14 protein-coding genes are annotated in these 15,696 nt (G+C 43.2%); 10 read left to right on the top strand and 4 right to left on the bottom strand.

From position 1 onward, the window contains the following. Nucleotides 1-46: 46 nt before the first annotated feature. Nucleotides 47-2,272, top strand: a complete 2,226-nt coding sequence (locus C3B73_RS00160; RefSeq protein WP_103663614.1) for a sodium-translocating pyrophosphatase — start codon at nt 47-49, stop codon at nt 2,270-2,272. Nucleotides 2,273-2,334: 62 nt separating this feature from the next. Here the strand turns inward: C3B73_RS00160 and C3B73_RS00155 are convergent, their stop codons facing one another. Beyond that, nucleotides 2,335-2,580 (bottom strand): hypothetical protein, encoded by a 246-nt coding sequence (locus C3B73_RS00155; RefSeq protein ID WP_157939375.1) that lies wholly within the window; start codon nt 2,578-2,580, stop codon nt 2,335-2,337. A gap of 176 nt (nt 2,581-2,756) precedes the next feature. Between C3B73_RS00155 and C3B73_RS00150 the strand changes: the two genes are divergently transcribed. Further along, entirely contained in the window at nt 2,757-3,341 is a 585-nt protein-coding gene (locus C3B73_RS00150; RefSeq protein ID WP_103663612.1) for a DJ-1/PfpI family protein, read from the top strand. 66 nt (nt 3,342-3,407) lie between these two features. Here the strand turns inward: C3B73_RS00150 and amaB are convergent, their stop codons facing one another. Beyond that, on the bottom strand, nt 3,408-4,916 hold the full coding sequence (gene amaB, locus C3B73_RS00145; RefSeq protein ID WP_103663611.1) for an L-piperidine-6-carboxylate dehydrogenase: 1,509 nt from the start codon (nt 4,914-4,916) through the stop codon (nt 3,408-3,410). Nucleotides 4,917-5,034: 118 nt separating this feature from the next. On the opposite strand from amaB, the gene C3B73_RS00140 reads away from it, so the two are divergent. The 5 genes from C3B73_RS00140 (at nt 5,035) to C3B73_RS00120 (ending at nt 9,568) form a co-directional block, all read left to right on the top strand. Beyond that, nucleotides 5,035-5,805, top strand: coding sequence for a TrmH family RNA methyltransferase (locus C3B73_RS00140; RefSeq protein ID WP_103663610.1), 771 nt, complete (start codon nt 5,035-5,037; stop codon nt 5,803-5,805). A 112-nt stretch (nt 5,806-5,917) separates the two neighbouring features. Continuing rightward, nucleotides 5,918-6,130 (top strand): hypothetical protein, encoded by a 213-nt coding sequence (locus C3B73_RS00135; protein ID WP_103663609.1) that lies wholly within the window; start codon nt 5,918-5,920, stop codon nt 6,128-6,130. Between the two features lie 63 nt (nt 6,131-6,193). Then, nucleotides 6,194-7,267: a 6-bladed beta-propeller gene (locus C3B73_RS00130; RefSeq protein ID WP_108722907.1), complete on the top strand. Its 1,074-nt coding sequence runs from the start codon at nt 6,194-6,196 to the stop codon at nt 7,265-7,267. A 10-nt stretch (nt 7,268-7,277) separates the two neighbouring features. Then, a complete protein-coding gene (locus C3B73_RS00125) occupies nt 7,278-7,904 on the top strand; it encodes a DsbA family protein (RefSeq protein ID WP_157939374.1) in 627 nt (208 codons plus the stop codon). Nucleotides 7,905-8,236: 332 nt separating this feature from the next. Next, nucleotides 8,237-9,568: a PhoH family protein gene (locus C3B73_RS00120; protein ID WP_103663606.1), complete on the top strand. Its 1,332-nt coding sequence runs from the start codon at nt 8,237-8,239 to the stop codon at nt 9,566-9,568. A 67-nt stretch (nt 9,569-9,635) separates the two neighbouring features. Here C3B73_RS00120 and C3B73_RS00115 read toward each other — a convergent pair whose 3' ends face one another. Next, nucleotides 9,636-9,884, bottom strand: coding sequence for a YkoF family thiamine/hydroxymethylpyrimidine-binding protein (locus C3B73_RS00115; RefSeq protein WP_103663605.1), 249 nt, complete (start codon nt 9,882-9,884; stop codon nt 9,636-9,638). 145 nt (nt 9,885-10,029) lie between these two features. Here C3B73_RS00115 and mscL point away from each other — a divergent pair, with 145 nt between their 5' ends. Further along, a complete protein-coding gene (mscL, locus tag C3B73_RS00110; protein ID WP_103663604.1) occupies nt 10,030-10,446 on the top strand; it encodes a large-conductance mechanosensitive channel protein MscL in 417 nt (138 codons plus the stop codon). 51 nt (nt 10,447-10,497) lie between these two features. Next, nucleotides 10,498-12,549, top strand: coding sequence for an OPT family oligopeptide transporter (locus C3B73_RS00105; protein ID WP_103663603.1), 2,052 nt, complete (start codon nt 10,498-10,500; stop codon nt 12,547-12,549). A 115-nt stretch (nt 12,550-12,664) separates the two neighbouring features. On the opposite strand, the gene murI is transcribed toward C3B73_RS00105, so the two are convergent. After that, nucleotides 12,665-13,480 (bottom strand): glutamate racemase, encoded by an 816-nt coding sequence (gene murI, locus C3B73_RS00100; RefSeq protein WP_103663602.1) that lies wholly within the window; start codon nt 13,478-13,480, stop codon nt 12,665-12,667. Between the two features lie 81 nt (nt 13,481-13,561). Between murI and C3B73_RS00095 the strand changes: the two genes are divergently transcribed. Further along, the gene (locus C3B73_RS00095) at nt 13,562-15,646 is read left to right on the top strand and encodes a TonB-dependent receptor family protein (RefSeq protein WP_103663601.1); all 2,085 of its coding nucleotides are present in this window, start codon (nt 13,562-13,564) and stop codon (nt 15,644-15,646) included. Nucleotides 15,647-15,696: the final 50 nt, after the last annotated feature.

Raw genomic sequence — 15,696 nt, 5'->3', positions numbered from 1 at the left:
GGTCTCTTAACCGACTTATTGAACTTTAACTACGTAACGGGAAACAATGGATAACATAATCTATTTTATACCGGTGGCCGGAGTGATCGCACTTCTGTACACCATCTTTAAAACATCCTGGGTATCAAAACAGGAAATTGGAACAGAACGCATGGAGCGCATTAGCAAAAGTATTGCAAGTGGCGCCATGGCCTTTCTTAAAGCCGAATATCGCGTACTGGCCATTTTTGTAGGTGTGGTAGCTGTACTTCTTGCATTCAGTGCCGACCCTACCACTTCCAGCTGGATGGTAGCCATATCATTTGTTGTAGGAGCTATTTGTTCCGGATTAGCCGGTTTTATTGGTATGAAAGTTGCCACTAAAGCTAATGTCAGAACAACACATGCAGCGCGTACAAGCCTTGGTAAAGGTCTTGAAGTTGCGTTTGCCGGTGGATCTGTTATGGGTCTTGGTGTAGTTGGCCTTGGAGTTCTTGGATTGAGTTTGCTGTTCATCATCTTTGGAATGCACTTTGGACTTGAAGGAGCCGGAGCCGTAAATAAAGTACTGGCCGTTGTAACCGGTTTCTCATTTGGAGCTTCATCCATTGCTCTGTTTGCACGTGTGGGCGGTGGTATTTATACCAAAGCCGCTGATGTTGGCGCTGACCTTGTAGGTAAAGTTGAAGCCGGTATTCCTGAAGATCACCCTTTAAATCCTGCAACCATTGCAGATAATGTGGGTGACAATGTAGGTGACGTAGCCGGAATGGGTGCTGACCTTTTCGAATCTTATGTAGGTTCAATTATTGGTACTATGGTATTGGGTGCTGCTTTTATTGCGGGTGCCACTATAGATGGTGCTGCATGGGCAGATGCCTTTAATGGTCTTTCCGCTGTGATCCTGCCATTAGTTCTGGCAGGTGTTGGAATTCTGACTTCCATCATGGGAACCTTCTTTGTACGTGTTAAAGAAGGTGGTGATCCACAAAAAGCCCTTAACCTGGGTGAGTTTTTGTCTGCTGCTGTCATGTTGGTAGCCTCTTTCTTTATCATCACCTGGATGTTGCCTGAAACATGGACATTCAACGGTGAAGTATATAGCAGTACCGGTGTATTCTGGGCTACCATCTTTGGATTGGCTGCCGGACTTTCAATTGGTCTTATTACAGAGCATTACACAGGAACCGGAACTAAACCGGTATGGTCTATTGTGAAACAATCTGTGACAGGTTCTGCAACGAATATTATTGCCGGTCTTGGTGTGGGAATGATCTCAACGGCAATCCCGATCATCATCATTGCGCTTGCAATTATTGGTGCCTACGAATTTGCCGGTCTTTACGGTATTGCGATCGCGGCTGTTGGAATGCTTTCTAACACTGGTATTCAGCTGGCTGTTGATGCTTATGGCCCGATCTCTGATAACGCCGGTGGGATTGCTGAAATGGCAGAACTTCCAGGAGAAGTACGAGAGCGTACTGATAAGCTGGATGCTGTTGGTAATACAACCGCGGCAATTGGTAAAGGTTTTGCCATCGGTTCTGCGGCTCTTACCGCATTGGCCCTGTTTGCTGCGTTTATTACAGCCTACAATGCTACTCATGAAACCCAATTGATGGGCATTGATATTACTTCCCCATCTGTAATGGCTGCGTTGTTTATTGGAGCGATGTTACCGTTCCTTTTCTCAGCACTTTCTATGAATGCTGTGGGACGTGCTGCTATGAGTATGATCGAGGAAGTTCGTCGTCAGTTCAAGGATATTCCTGAGTTGAAGAAAGCTTTAACTGCCATGAACAATAATGAAGGCAAAAAGCTGGCAGACTGGTCAGAAGAAGATCGTGCTGCATTTGAAGCGGCCGATGGAAAAGCTGAGTATGAGAAGTGTGTTGAGATCTCAACAGCTGCTTCTATCCGTGAAATGGTTCTTCCGGGAACCTTGGCGGTTGTAGTACCGGTATTGTTTGGATTTGTACCGGGCTTCATCAGTGATGACCCTACGCTGGGTGCTCAGATGCTGGGTGGGCTTCTCGCCGGTGTAACCTCTGCAGGTGTACTTATGGCTCTGTTTCAGTCTAATGCCGGTGGTGCCTGGGATAACGCCAAGAAGATGATCGAGGAAGGCGTGACCATCGACGGTGTTGAATATGGAAAAGGCTCTGAGCCTCACAAGGCCGGTGTAGTTGGAGATACGGTTGGTGATCCTTTCAAGGATACTTCCGGTCCTTCACTGAACATCCTGCTTAAGCTGATGTCAGTAGTAGCTCTTGTAATTGCTACTATGATCTAAAGCTTAGTCAGCTAAAAATTTAAACCCCGTGCATATTTTATGGACGGGGTTTTTTTATGCTTTTAATATCTGAAGAGTGTGTTCCAAAAAGCTTCGCCATAATTAAAAGCTAACCAACCAAAAGAGAAAACACCAAAACCAAGCGCAACCCAGGTATAGGTCTCTACTTCATCAAAGCCATATCGGAAGATCCTGATCCCGGCTAATCCAAAAAAGCTAAACCCAAAAAGCAGACCGGATAGGCCACTTATCCGTTTTCTTTTCTGATTCTTTTTATGTTCTTCCTTTGAGGGTATTTTTATTTTCATGGTACAAAATTTAATCCCACATCTTTCCCTTCCCGTAGCCTCACGATGCATCCTGAGGCTGCGGGAAGGGTATAGGGTAATTTTCAAAACACAGCATTTTATCAGCTACAAAAGAACCTTTTAAACCTGAAATACATTATAAAAGATACAATCGCAATAAAAACAGGAGTACCATTATGGCAGCTAAGAAAATATTGATGATCGTTGGAGACTATGGAGAAGACCTTGAGATCATGGTGCCGTTTCAGGCCTTGCAGATGGTTGGGCATGAAGTCCATGCCGTCTGTCCTGATAAGAAAAAGGGAGATACCTGCCCAACGGCCGTTCATGATTTTGTAGGAGATCAAACCTATAAAGAACTGCAAGGGCATAATTTTACGCTCAACTATGATTTTGACAAAGCCGATCCGGAAGATTACGATGCCTTGGTTCTGCCGGGAGGGAGAGCTCCTGAATATCTCAGATTGAATGATGAAGTGGTGTCTAAGGTCAAACATTTTCTGGATGAGGATAAACCGATTGCAGCCATTTGCCACGGCCTACAGATATTTGCCAGAACCGGTGGGATAGAAGGGAAAACACTGACCGCTTATCCGGCCTGTGGTCCTGAAATGGAGGCCTGTGGGGCTAACTATAAAGAGGTTCAGCCTACTGAAGCCGTAGTTGATGGAAATCTGGTAACCTCACCGGCATGGCCCGGACATCAAAAATGGCTGGCCGAGTTCCTGAAGGTATTAGGAACCGAGATCAAGCATAATTAGAGAAGAAATAAATTAATGTAGGGACACAAGATCTAGTGTCCCTACATTATTATTAATTACAAATCATTAAACGTCGAAGTCGATGCCCTGAGCCAGTGGCAAAGAATCACCCCAGTTCATGGTATTGGTTTGGCGACGCATGTAAGCTTTCCAAGCATCAGAACCGGATTCACGTCCGCCACCGGTTTCTTTCTCACCACCAAAGGCACCACCAATTTCAGCACCGCTGGTACCAATATTGATATTGGCGATCCCACAATCAGAGCCGCGGGCACTTAGGAAGGTTTCAGCTTCACGCATATTCAATGTGAACATGGCTGAACTGAGTCCTTGTTTTACACCGTTATGCATGGCAATAGCTTCATCCATGTCTTTGAACTTCATCAGGTAGAGAATTGGTGCAAAGGTTTCTTCCTGAACGATCTCATAGTGATTTTCAACTTCTGCTAAAGCCGGCCGTACGTAAAATCCATCTTCTTCAAGAACATCGCCACCGTAGATGACTTTACCGCCTTCTTTTTCGATCTCTTTCAATGCATTTTGCATGTTGTTGATGGCATCCTGATCGATCATTGGCCCAACCAATGTGGTTTCCTCCAAAGGATCACCGATCGTGATGTTGTCATAAATATTCATCAGTCGTTCTTTAACCTGATCATATACTGATTCATGGATGATCAAACGACGTGTGGAAGTACAACGCTGACCACAGGTTCCCACGGCTCCAAATACGGTGGCACGTATCGCCATTTCGATATCTGCATGTTCAGAAATGATGATGGCGTTGTTTCCACCGAGTTCAAGGATCGTTTTACCTAATCGGGATGCGACCGTTTTTCCTACCTCTTTACCCATACGGATAGAGCCGGTAGCCGAAATAAGTGGAATACGGGTATCTTCGGTCATCCATTCACCTACCTGACGGTCTCCGGTTACCAGGTTAAATATTCCTTCAGGAAGATCATTTTCCTTCAAAACTTTAGCGACGATCTTCTGAACTGCGACTCCGCAAAGAGGAGTTTTCTCTGAACCTTTCCAGATCATCACGTTACCACAAACGGCAGCAATCATAGCGTTCCAGCTCCAAACGGCAACCGGAAAGTTAAAGGCTGAGATGATGCCAACAATTCCAAGTGGATGCCATTGCTCGTACATTCTGTGTTCAGGACGCTCACTATGCATGGTCTTCCCGTAAAGCATGCGCGACTGACCTACTGCAAAATCACAGATGTCGATCATTTCCTGAACTTCACCCAAGCCTTCCTGATAGATCTTACCCATCTCATAGGTAACCAGTTTTCCAAGTGGTTCCTTGTATTCACGTAATTTTTGTCCGATCTGACGAACGATCTCTCCACGCTGGGGAGCAGGCATGTTACTCCAAACCTGATAGGCTTTTTGAGCTTCTTCAACCACGCGGTCATATTGTTCTCTTGACGTGACGCCAACTGTAGCGATCTTCTCACCATTAGTAGGGGTGAAACTGCTGATGGTTTCCTTGCTTTCAATATGTTTGCGCCCTGTACTTGTGCCAGGATTAATGCCTTCAATTCCTAGTGTTTTCAGAAACTCCATAGTCATAATTTTTTAGCTGAAATTTCAATAAAGATAGGGAAGTATGCTGACAGAAAACAGAACGCGGAAATCAGTTTAAACACTGTATTCTGTCTTCTGAGTTCTGTATTCTTAAAACATGAGAAAAGCATCGAACAACGAGATCAAGTTATTACGAAAACTGAACCGTAAAAAGTACCGTGAAAAAGAGCAGCGGTTTGTTGTTGAGGGAGAGCGGGCCGTTGAGCAGGTGGTTGAGAATGGGTTGATTGAGATGGAGGCGATTTTTATTGGAGAAAGGTTCGAGGTTCAAGAGGGAAGGTTCAAGGGTCTCGAGGTCTGTGTTTTAGAGGATGAAGTTTTTACTGAAGTGGCGGATACGGATAATCCACAGGGAATTTTGGCGGTTTGTAAGATGCCGGAGGAAATTCAGCTCGAAAAATTAGCCGTAGAAACCGGCATTATTGTAGCGACGGATGCCATTCAGGATCCCGGAAATATGGGGACTATTCTAAGAACAGCAGCATGGTTTGGGGCAAAGGCTTTGATAGCCGGAAAAGGAAGTGTGGATGTCTATCATCCCAAGGTAGTGAGAAGCACGGCGGGGGCTACGGGTAGTATCCCCGTTTTAACGGGTGATCTTGAAGATATTGTTAATGAACTTGAAAACTCAGGTTGGCAAGTGATGTTATTGGATGGGGGGGAATCGGCTGAGCCTTTAAGATCGGTTCAACCCACAAAAAAGACCATTTTGGTTGTGGGCAATGAAGGGAATGGCATTAACAAAAATTTGTTGAATTCAGGAAGAAAAAAAGTAAAGATCGAATCCGCCTCCGGACAGGACAAAGTAGAAAGCCTGAATGCTGCTGTAGCCGTCAGTATTGCTTTGTGGAAGTTGCACTCACGGTGAATGTATCTTCTAGTTTCTATGAGTGATGTAAAATCGATTTGTATTATTGATTTTTTTTTTAATTATTTGCTTACTCCTAAATTAATATAATATCAATAATTAGGTGGTTAAAATGAGTAAATTAAACAAAGTACTTCAAACATTGTTTTGCACTATAATCATTATTTCGGGTGTATTTATATTTGCCCAACAGGATGCAAATGCATTTAGGACATGTGATGATAGAAGTTATGGGGGAGAAGAAGATCCGAATACATATGAATGTATAAAGCAACCGGTAACGGTTGATTGTTTTGTTTGTATTGCAAAACCTATTGAAAATTGAATAGAAATAGCACTAATAAAGCCACACGAAGAGTGTGGCTTTATTAATATAAAATAGGCTTTTATGAGGAACCTTAAAATACTCCTTCTCTCAATTTTACTAATGTTTATTAGCTGTAAGGATAGAGAAATAAAAAATGAGGTATTTGAGTTTGAGGTAGTGAAAGAATTTACTTTAGACGAAGCGGCCACCAGTAAATTATTTTCTTTTTATCCACGTGCCACTTCAGCTAATCAAAGTGATATAATTGGTTTTTCGAATACAAAAAGTCCTGTAGGTATAATTTTAGTTGATTATGACGGTAATTTTATTGAACAGATAGGTTCAGAAGGAAGAGGCCCTGCTGAAATTTTATCATCACGCTATTTCGGTTTTAGTCAAAATGACAAAACTTTGGCAGTAAGGGATAACAGCTCAGCTCTAATAAAAAAATTTAATCGAAGTAATGATAGTGTAGAATCACATGAGGATCATTTTAAAGATGGGATTAACATAACTTCTAACATCATGACCCAATGTAAAGACAGTTGGTATTTAGGTGTTAGTTTTTATCAAGAGGAAGATCAGGATTCAGTTAATACCATCGGTGTTTTTGATTCTGATTTTAGATTAGAAAAAACTTTTGGCTATTCAGATCCTTTTTTTCAAGGGAATAAAGATGTTTTAAAAAAACCAATACTACACGTTAACTGTAATGAAGGTTTAATTTATCTAACACATTATAAAATACCGTACATTCAAATTTACGAATTAGAAAATTATTCATTAAAACACAGAATTGATTTTAAACCTGAATCCTTTAAACTTTCTGATGAGTTTATAGAAATGATATATGACAGGGAGGCTTACCATGAAATGTTAGTAAATGAACAAAGTTCTTCTCTTTTTGTGTATGACAATGAAGAACATATTGTTTTGATTTTTAGACAGGCTACAGAAGATTATTTTGAGTCTAGAAATTTCAATGATTTTATACATAGAGCAGCAATTTACTCAAAGAAAAATTATTCATTTATTGGTGAGATTTCTATAGATGGAATCCCAATGGGGTCAACTAAAGAAGGGTATTTGATCAATATGCTCAATGAGGATCAGGATGAGTATAGAATACAGTTGCTAAATGTAGTTAGTAAATGATATGAGAGAAATGAAAACTACCATATTCTTTGGTTTGTTAGCTTTAGGGTTTCTTTACTTTGTGTATATAAAATATAATGAAGCTCCCCCACCGATAACTATTATTGATAAACCGCTACCGGAAGAGCTAAGCGGATTTACCAAAGGAAATAAAGATGCGAGTTTTAAAGTGTACAATTTTTTTGATTATTCATGCCCTTACTGTAAAGAATCAGAGAGAATTTTATCAAAACTACAAAATGAGTTTACCCGGAAATTTCAGATTATCCATGTACCAATACCTTTAGCAGATGATAATTCAGCCACATATCAGGCGGCTGCTAATTCTGTATGCTATTATGGGCAGGCAAATGATTTAAAAATGCATAAGTATCTTATGGAAAATCAAGACAGCTTGCAGGTAGTGTCAGATAGAAATATTGATCAGATTCCGTTTCTTAAGACGAAATATTTAAAAGAAATTCAAGAATGTATGGATGAAGGTAATTTTGAAAATACTTTGTCAACAAATAAACTAATTGTAAGAGAAATAGGAATTTCTTCAGTTCCAGTTACAATAGTAGCAGGGGAGATATATGTTGGATTACAACGCGAACAAGATTACCGAAATATCATAAGTAAGCATCTTGTTAATTAGAATATCGAATCAGCTCCCGGACAAGAAAAAGTAGAAAGCCTGAATGCGGCGGAGGCGGTAAGCATCTCTTTATTTCAGTTATCAGTAAACAGGGTGTTTTTTAATTTGATCGTTGAGTTAGGGTCGGCCACCTTCTGCTAACTGCTAACTGCTAACTGCTAACTGCTAACTGCTAACTGCTAACTGCTAACTGCTAACGATAATAATTCTCTGTTAAATCCGATTTGGTCGTTGCAAATGTTTCGGTCATTAGCTTTATTTCTACAGCCACTCATTATTCATCTACTTACAATGGCTGACACATACCTTCTCACAATTAAACACTCTCCTCTATGCCTAAGAAGAAAGAGAAGAAGATCTTCGTCCTTGATACCTCCGTTTTACTCTATGATTATGAAGCCGTTCGCAACTTTGAAAAGAACGATGTAGCCATTCCCATTACTGTTCTGGAAGAGTTGGATACCTTTAAGAAGGGTAATAATGTGATCAATCTTCATGCCAGGGAATTCATTCGCTACCTGGATGGAATATCCGATACCAACATGCTTCAAAACTGGATCCCATTGAATGGCCGGTCTCATGGCAAGCTGCGGGTGATCACCAATCAGCAGAGTTCAATGGATGCGACGAAGGTGTACGGCTCCGATAAAAATGATCACCGGATCATCAATGCGGCTTTGCATCTAAAGGAAGAAAATCCTGACCAACGTGTCATCCTTGTTTCAAAAGATATTAACCTGAGGCTGAAGGCCCGCGCTCTCAATCTGGAAGCGGAAGACTATGAGACCATTCGGATCAAGGATATTGAACACCTTTACCGGGGGAAAACGGAAATTGAAGTCGATAATCCGGCTACCATTGCAAAGTTCTATGAGGACGGGGCTATAGATCCTGAAGACTTAGGTCAAAAGGATCCATCCTGCAATCATTATTTTATTATGAAGGGACACGGGGCGTCGGCATTAGGCTGGTATAATCCGGCCTCAAAAATGATAGAAGTGGTAGATAAGGTTCAGGCTTATGGCATTCACCCTAAGAATGCTGAACAGACTTTTGCTTTGCATGCCCTTCAGAACAAGAAAGTGTTGTGTACCACCATCACTGGAGCTGCCGGTACCGGGAAGACCTTGCTGGCGCTTGCTGCTGCATTAGAGCAGCGTAGTGATTTTAAACAAGTATATATGGCCCGGCCGATCGTACCACTCAGTAATAAAGACCTGGGTTATTTGCCTGGTGATGCCAATCAAAAGATCGACCCTTACATGCAGCCTCTTTGGGATAACCTGAGTTTTATCAAAAATCAGTACAAGGAAAGCAGCAAGCCGTTTAAGAAAATCGATGAGATGCTGCAAACCGATAAGCTCCGGATCGTACCGCTGGCTTATATTCGTGGGCGCAGTTTATCGAATGTGATCTTTATTATAGATGAGGCTCAGAACCTGACTCCTCATGAGGTCAAAACGATTATCACCCGGGCAGGGCAAAATACGAAGATCATCTTTACGGGAGATATCTTTCAGATCGATACACCATACCTTGATGCTCAGAGTAATGGGCTAAGTTATCTGGTTGACAGAATGCACGATCACGACTTGTATGCACATATCAATCTTGAAAAAGGAGAAAGGTCGGACCTGGCTAATTTAGCCTCAAAACTTTTATAGGGTAACAGGTGAATGCTCAGAGGTTCACGGAGCAATTAGTATCTTACTCTTAATGCCTAATTCAGCATTAATGGTCTTTCGAGGGGCTCAGGAAATCAACCTGAAATCTGAAGTGGTTGGTTTCGAGTGCCATGATATCATATAGGTCTTGAACCACCTGAAAGACAACTTTAGGTGCTCCGATAATGGTAGTGGAGAGGTAGCCAACTTCAATGTCAACATCATATTGGGCGAGGTGCTCCAGCAAGTCTTGTACTTTTTCGATCGGATCTTCTTCAGATAAAGGGATGTAAGTTAGCTGGGCAATTGTTCTCATAGGAAAATAGGCTGGTATTATTTGATGCTTGAATTGGATCAAAGATAAGGCAGAAGACGTAAAGAGGCTAAAAAAACCTTTATTGCTTGATGGGAGCTTATTTGTCATATTTGCCCCAAGGTTTAATCATAACGACTGAAGATATATGAAAGATCTGTTCAAGGAATTTAAAGAGTTTGTATCACGTGGAAATGTGGTGGAATTAGCCGTTGGTTTGATCATGGCTACCTATTTTGGGGCCATAACAAAGTCGTTTGTGAATGACATTATCATGCCACCTATTGGATATCTGATAGCCGGGGTCGATTTTGCCGAACTTAAATGGCAGATCGCTGAAAAAGTTTTGGCCGATGGAACCATCGAGGCCGTTACGATCAATTACGGGGCTTTTATCAACACGATCATCACTTTTATCATCGTTTCTGCCGCTATCTTTTTTGTTGTGAAGAGCTATAATAGGTTCATGAAAAAAGAAGAAGCCAAGCCTGAACCGGCTCCTGCCAAACCATCAAAGGAAGAGGAATTACTTACAGAGATCCGAGACCTTTTGAAAAGATCTTAGCGACCGATCGATACATTCATATTCCAAATACACTAAACCCACCACTAACCAATGAGTAAGAAAGACACGTTCACTCCCTTTGTATCTGCTGAAGATGACCTTCCACAAATAACTGTAAAGGCCGTAATACTCGGCTTTTTACTATCTGCGATTCTGGCCGGGGCCAATGCTTATTTGGGTTTAAAGGTTGGGATGACGGTTTCTGCATCCATTCCGGCGGCTGTGATCTCCATGGCAGTTCTAAGGTTATTCAAGGAATCCAACATTCTGGAAAATAATATTGTGCAAACAGCTGCCTCAGCCGGTGAATCATTAGCCGCGGGTGTGATCTTCACCCTTCCGGCACTAATTCTGCTCAAATACTGGCTTGATTTTCCATTTATGGAAACGGCCGCGATTGCGATGTTTGGAGGAATTCTTGGGGTCTTATTTACCATTCCGCTTCGGCGTGCCCTGATCATTGAAAGCGAACTGCAATTTCCGGAAGGGGTCGCAACCGGTGAGGTGCTAAAAGCCGGAACCGAAGGGGGTAAAGGGATCAAGACGATCATTCAGGCCGGTGTGGCCGCTGCTTTGTTTAAGCTGAGTCAAACCGGATTAAAGATCTTTGCCAGTTCTGTTGGGGGATCTGTAAAAGCCGGAAAATCAATTTTTGGGATGGGAGCGGATCTATCCGTTGCCTTATTAGCAGTTGGATATATTGTAGGATTGAATATCGCGGTTCTGATCTTTGCGGGGGGACTCATATCCTGGCTCTTCGGAATCCCCATCTATATGGCTGTAACAAGCCCCGATGAGATCGCTGCCATTGTCGGCGCGGCAGAAGGATATGATGCTGCATTGGCTATCTGGAGCGAAAAAATCCGCTACATGGGTGTTGGAGCGATGGTCGTTGGAGGTGTATGGGCTCTCATTTCCCTGGCAAAGCCATTGGTTGACGGGATCAAATCATCTATGGCGGCCGTTAAAAAACTCAAGAAAGGTGGCGGTGACAGTATTCCAAGAACCGAACAGGATACTCCTATCAATATTGTGATCTGGGGGGTATTTGGTTTGGCGATTCCGATCTTTATCGTATTCATGTATGTGATCGACATTGATCACTTGTCGGTCAGTTCAGGAGCTTACTGGACCGCGATAACCTTTGGTGTGGTATTTTCTCTGTTTGCCGGATTCTTATTCTCATCCGTGGCCGGTTATATGGCCGGTTTGGTAGGTTCATCGAATAATCCGATCTCCGGGGTTACCATTGCCACGGTTCTCGCAACCTCATTGTGCCTACTGGCCATTTTGGGCGGTGAGGTTGATTTTGCAGCTGACCTGGAGAAAGCCAAAAGTGCGGCGGCGGCAGCTATTATAGTAGGAGCGATGATCGCTTGTGCGGCAGCCCTGGCCGGGGATAATTTACAGGATCTAAAAGCAGGTCAGATCGTAGGGGCTACGCCATACAAACAACAGATCATGCAGGTTGTTGGGGTTGTAGCAGCCGCCATTGTGATCGCTCCGATCTTAAGTCTTTTGTTTAATGCCTACGGTTTAGGGGGAGTATTTCCAAGAGAGGGAATGAACCCGCAGGAAATGCTGACGGCACCACAAGCCACGCTCATGCAATCGGTTGCAGAAGGCGTGTTTGCCCGAAACCTGGAATGGCCAATGATCATAATAGGAGGTTTGATCGCGGTGGCAATCATTATTCTCGATCAGATCTTAAAGAGTAAAGGGACAGAATTCAGGACGCCGGTATTGGCTGTAGCTGTAGGAATCTACCTGCCGGTTGAGCTCTCAGTCCCTATTTTCATAGGAGGTATGATCGCTTGGAGTGCTGCCAAAGTGGTGGCTAAGCGGGCGAGAACCGAAGGTGAGGATGTTATGGAAGCAGAAAGTCAGGCTGAACGAAAAGGACTCTTATTCTCATCCGGATTGATAACGGGTGAAGCCTTGATCGGTATCATTCTGGCTATCCCGTTTGCTCTGTTCGAAAGTACGGATGCCTTACGCATTATGCCGGAGGGCATGGAATGGCTGACAAGTTTACTGGGAATAGGTGCGGCTATTTTCTTTATGATGTGGCTCTACAAAGTAGCCGTCAAAAAAGGAGATTAAAGAACCTTGTTAATTAGCTTGTGTACATTTAAAACATATGGTTGAAATCACCGGTGGAGCATTCAACGGCGAATCCCTGAGGACCTTTTAATAGGTTTCAGGATTCAAACAGATCTCACTTATCAAGGCTGACCACTTCAACTGCTGTGGTCAGTTCCCTGCCAAGAAATCGTTCAGCCAGTTCGTGAAAACGCTGAGGGCGGTCACTTACATAACACTGAAAGTTTCCGCCTTCTGAATTCAATAGATCCATCTCTGTCAGTTTTTGTTTAGCAGAAGCAGCAATAGATTCAGCAGAGTCAATGATCTTTACGTCTTTGTTTTTTAAGACCGAGGGTATGGTTTCTTTAAACAAAGGATAGTGGGTGCAGCCAAGGATCAGGGTTTGAATGCCCGAATCATCAAAATGATCTAAATAATGATGTAAGGTCTGGATGGCTACATCGTTATCGATCCATCCTTCTTCAGCCAGTGGTACCAATAGCGGACAAGCTTGCTGATTTACTTTGATGGTGGTATCAAATGCATGAATGGATTCTACATAAGCTCTTGAATTAACGGTTCCAAGGGTACCGATCACACCTATGTTCTGATGATCAGGCATTTGGACGGCGGAACGGGTTCCGGCAGTGATCACATCCAGTACCGGAATATCACCGGCTGCCTGAATGATCTCTTCTTTGGCGGATGCCGAAACCGTATTGCAGGCTATCAGGATCATCTTCACACCCTTATTGAGTAAAAACCGGGTGATCTCTAAGGCATAAGCGCGAACCGTCTCCTCAGACTTAATACCATAGGGAACACGTGCCGTGTCCCCAAAGTAAATGATATTTTCATGAGGCAGCGCATCAATAACGGCTTTTGCGACAGTCAGTCCCCCGATGCCGGAGTCAAAAATACCAATTGGAGCTTTCTTTAAATCTTGCAAAGTTTGAAGTTTGTGGAATTAATTATTCATGGAAGGTATTCAATTCTTAAATCTTAATTCAAGCCTTTGTACTTTGTTCCTATGAACAAAATTATCTTACTTTTTTCTGTTTTATTTTTAGTTAATCATTCTTTGAAGGCTCAGTCTGAGGCCGTGATCGACACACTGCAGGGTGAACTTGAGGACATTGTAGTTGTGGGTTACGAAGGGAACCGAAGCCTGATGGAAACTCCCGGTGCAGTTTCTAATATAAAGGCAGAGCGCATTTCAGGCTTTGACGAAAGTTCGATCGTGTATGGATTGAATGCGGTGCCGGGTGTGAGAATTGAACAGCGTGCTCCGGGCAGCTATCGAGTGGCCATTCGGGGAAGCTCGCTTCGCGCTCCATTTGGAGTTCGTAACGTAAAGATCTACTGGAATGATATCCCGTTTACCGAACCATCCGGAAGCACCCCACTTAACTTGCTGGATGTGATCAACATGCAGGAGGCTGAGATCATAAAAGGGCCTGCCGGAAGCATCTATGGGGCCGGAAATGGCGGGGCTATTTTGTTTAACAGCCGGCAAAGCAGTGCTGATCGTATTGGTGTTGGAGCCATGATCGGTTCATACGGAACGAACCGATACACGGCATTTGCTGAACAGCAAACTGACCGGGCAAACCTCAGGTTTAACTACTCAAATCAAAGCTCGGATGGATACAGGGAGCAGTTGTTTTTGGAAAGGCAAACTGCCGAGCTTTCAACACGTTATCAGCTGAATGACAAGCAGATCCTTAAAACGAGCTTTTTGTATTCTGATCTTTATTACGGTATACCCGGCGGACTAACCCTTCAACAATATCAGGATGACCCAAGTCAGGCGCGCCCCGGTAATCCTTTCGTATTAGGCAGCGTTGAAGCCAATGCCAGCATCGATCAGCAGGCATTTCTTGCGGGAATAAGCCATGATGTTGAAATAACCGAGCGCCTGTCAAACCTGACGACTTTGTACGGCAATTTCAGTGCCTTTGAAAACCCCTTCAATCTCGACTATAAGAAAGATAGCAGGAAATCAGGCGGAGGCAGGACCCGGTTTTATTTCGATACGGATCTGGGTGAGGTCAGAACCCGTTTTACGTTTGGGGGCGAATATCAGGCCGCCAATTATGCCGCACGGAATTACGAAAATACCGGCGGATCCACCGGCGCCTTGAATTTTGATGATGAGATAAAAATTCAGTCGTCTCTTCTATTTTTGAATACGGAAATAGATCTGCCGGCAGATTTCTATTTGACAGCAGGTTTAAGCTACAATCGGCTCACGTATAATCTGAACCGACTGGTTACGAATTTACAGGATGATGTACCGGGTGTTGCCGAGAAATCCTTCGATCCTGAGTTCATCCCAAGAGTTGGTTTGTTAAAGAAATTTTCTGAAGCATTATCTCTGCATGGCAGTATCAGTAATGGATTTTCGCCACCCACCATTGAAGAATTCAGGACCAATGAAGGCAGTATTGCTCTGAACCTTGAAGCTGAACAAGGGACCAATTACGAACTTGGTTTCAGGGGGAGTTTTCCGAAAGTGAGATTTAGTTATGACGTAACCGGTTTCCTTTTCAAGTTGAGTGAGACGATCGTTCAGCAACCATCCGATCGTAATTCAACCGTAGTATTTGAAAACACCGGAGCTACCGATCAATATGGGCTTGAAGCAGCTACAAGCTGGCGGATCGTACAAAACAGAGATCGGTTCATTGAAAGCCTAGATTGGAATTTATCCTACAGTTATCATGATTTCAGTTTTGTGGACTATCGTAAAGAGGGGGAGGATTATTCCGGAAATGAGCTCACAGGAGTGGCTCCTCATTCACTCAATTCCAGCTGGCAACTGGATACCTCTACAGGGATATACGTAAATCTGAATTATAATTTCACGGACGAGATCCCTCTTAATGATGCGAATACAGTGTACTCTGAGGCTTATCATCTGTTACAAAGCCGGATAGGGTACAGGGTGGGATTTTTTGATAGCATGAACCTTGACGCCTATTTCGGCATTGATAACCTGCTGGATGAGACATACAGCCTTGGCAATGATCTGAATGCTTTTGGTGATCGATTTTATCAACCGGCAGCTCCTCGTAACTGGTTTGGCGGACTGAAGGTAACTGTTGATCTGTGACCAACACTCTATCAAATTGCTGCTTATGCTCTACGTGGTATCGAAAGGGT

It is taken from the genome of Gracilimonas amylolytica, assembly GCF_002911695.1.
Taxonomy (GTDB): domain Bacteria; phylum Bacteroidota; class Rhodothermia; order Balneolales; family Balneolaceae; genus Gracilimonas; species Gracilimonas amylolytica.
Note: the sequence above shows the minus strand (reverse complement) of the source record. Positions and strands in the feature narration are given on the sequence as shown.

What these genes read in the sequence shown, in the direction of transcription:
- C3B73_RS00160 (WP_103663614.1), top strand. Translation starts at nt 47, where the DNA reads ATGGATAACATAATCTATTTTATACCGGTGGCCGGAGTGATCGCACTT.
- C3B73_RS00155 (WP_157939375.1), bottom strand. Translation starts at nt 2,580, where the DNA reads ATGAAAATAAAAATACCCTCAAAGGAAGAACATAAAAAGAATCAGAAA.
- C3B73_RS00150 (WP_103663612.1), top strand. Translation starts at nt 2,757, where the DNA reads ATGGCAGCTAAGAAAATATTGATGATCGTTGGAGACTATGGAGAAGAC.
- amaB (WP_103663611.1), bottom strand. Translation starts at nt 4,916, where the DNA reads ATGGAGTTTCTGAAAACACTAGGAATTGAAGGCATTAATCCTGGCACA.
- C3B73_RS00140 (WP_103663610.1), top strand. Translation starts at nt 5,035, where the DNA reads ATGAGAAAAGCATCGAACAACGAGATCAAGTTATTACGAAAACTGAAC.
- C3B73_RS00135 (WP_103663609.1), top strand. Translation starts at nt 5,918, where the DNA reads ATGAGTAAATTAAACAAAGTACTTCAAACATTGTTTTGCACTATAATC.
- C3B73_RS00130 (WP_108722907.1), top strand. Translation starts at nt 6,194, where the DNA reads ATGAGGAACCTTAAAATACTCCTTCTCTCAATTTTACTAATGTTTATT.
- C3B73_RS00125 (WP_157939374.1), top strand. Translation starts at nt 7,278, where the DNA reads ATGAAAACTACCATATTCTTTGGTTTGTTAGCTTTAGGGTTTCTTTAC.
- C3B73_RS00120 (WP_103663606.1), top strand. Translation starts at nt 8,237, where the DNA reads ATGCCTAAGAAGAAAGAGAAGAAGATCTTCGTCCTTGATACCTCCGTT.
- C3B73_RS00115 (WP_103663605.1), bottom strand. Translation starts at nt 9,884, where the DNA reads ATGAGAACAATTGCCCAGCTAACTTACATCCCTTTATCTGAAGAAGAT.
- mscL (WP_103663604.1), top strand. Translation starts at nt 10,030, where the DNA reads ATGAAAGATCTGTTCAAGGAATTTAAAGAGTTTGTATCACGTGGAAAT.
- C3B73_RS00105 (WP_103663603.1), top strand. Translation starts at nt 10,498, where the DNA reads ATGAGTAAGAAAGACACGTTCACTCCCTTTGTATCTGCTGAAGATGAC.
- C3B73_RS00095 (WP_103663601.1), top strand. Translation starts at nt 13,562, where the DNA reads ATGAACAAAATTATCTTACTTTTTTCTGTTTTATTTTTAGTTAATCAT.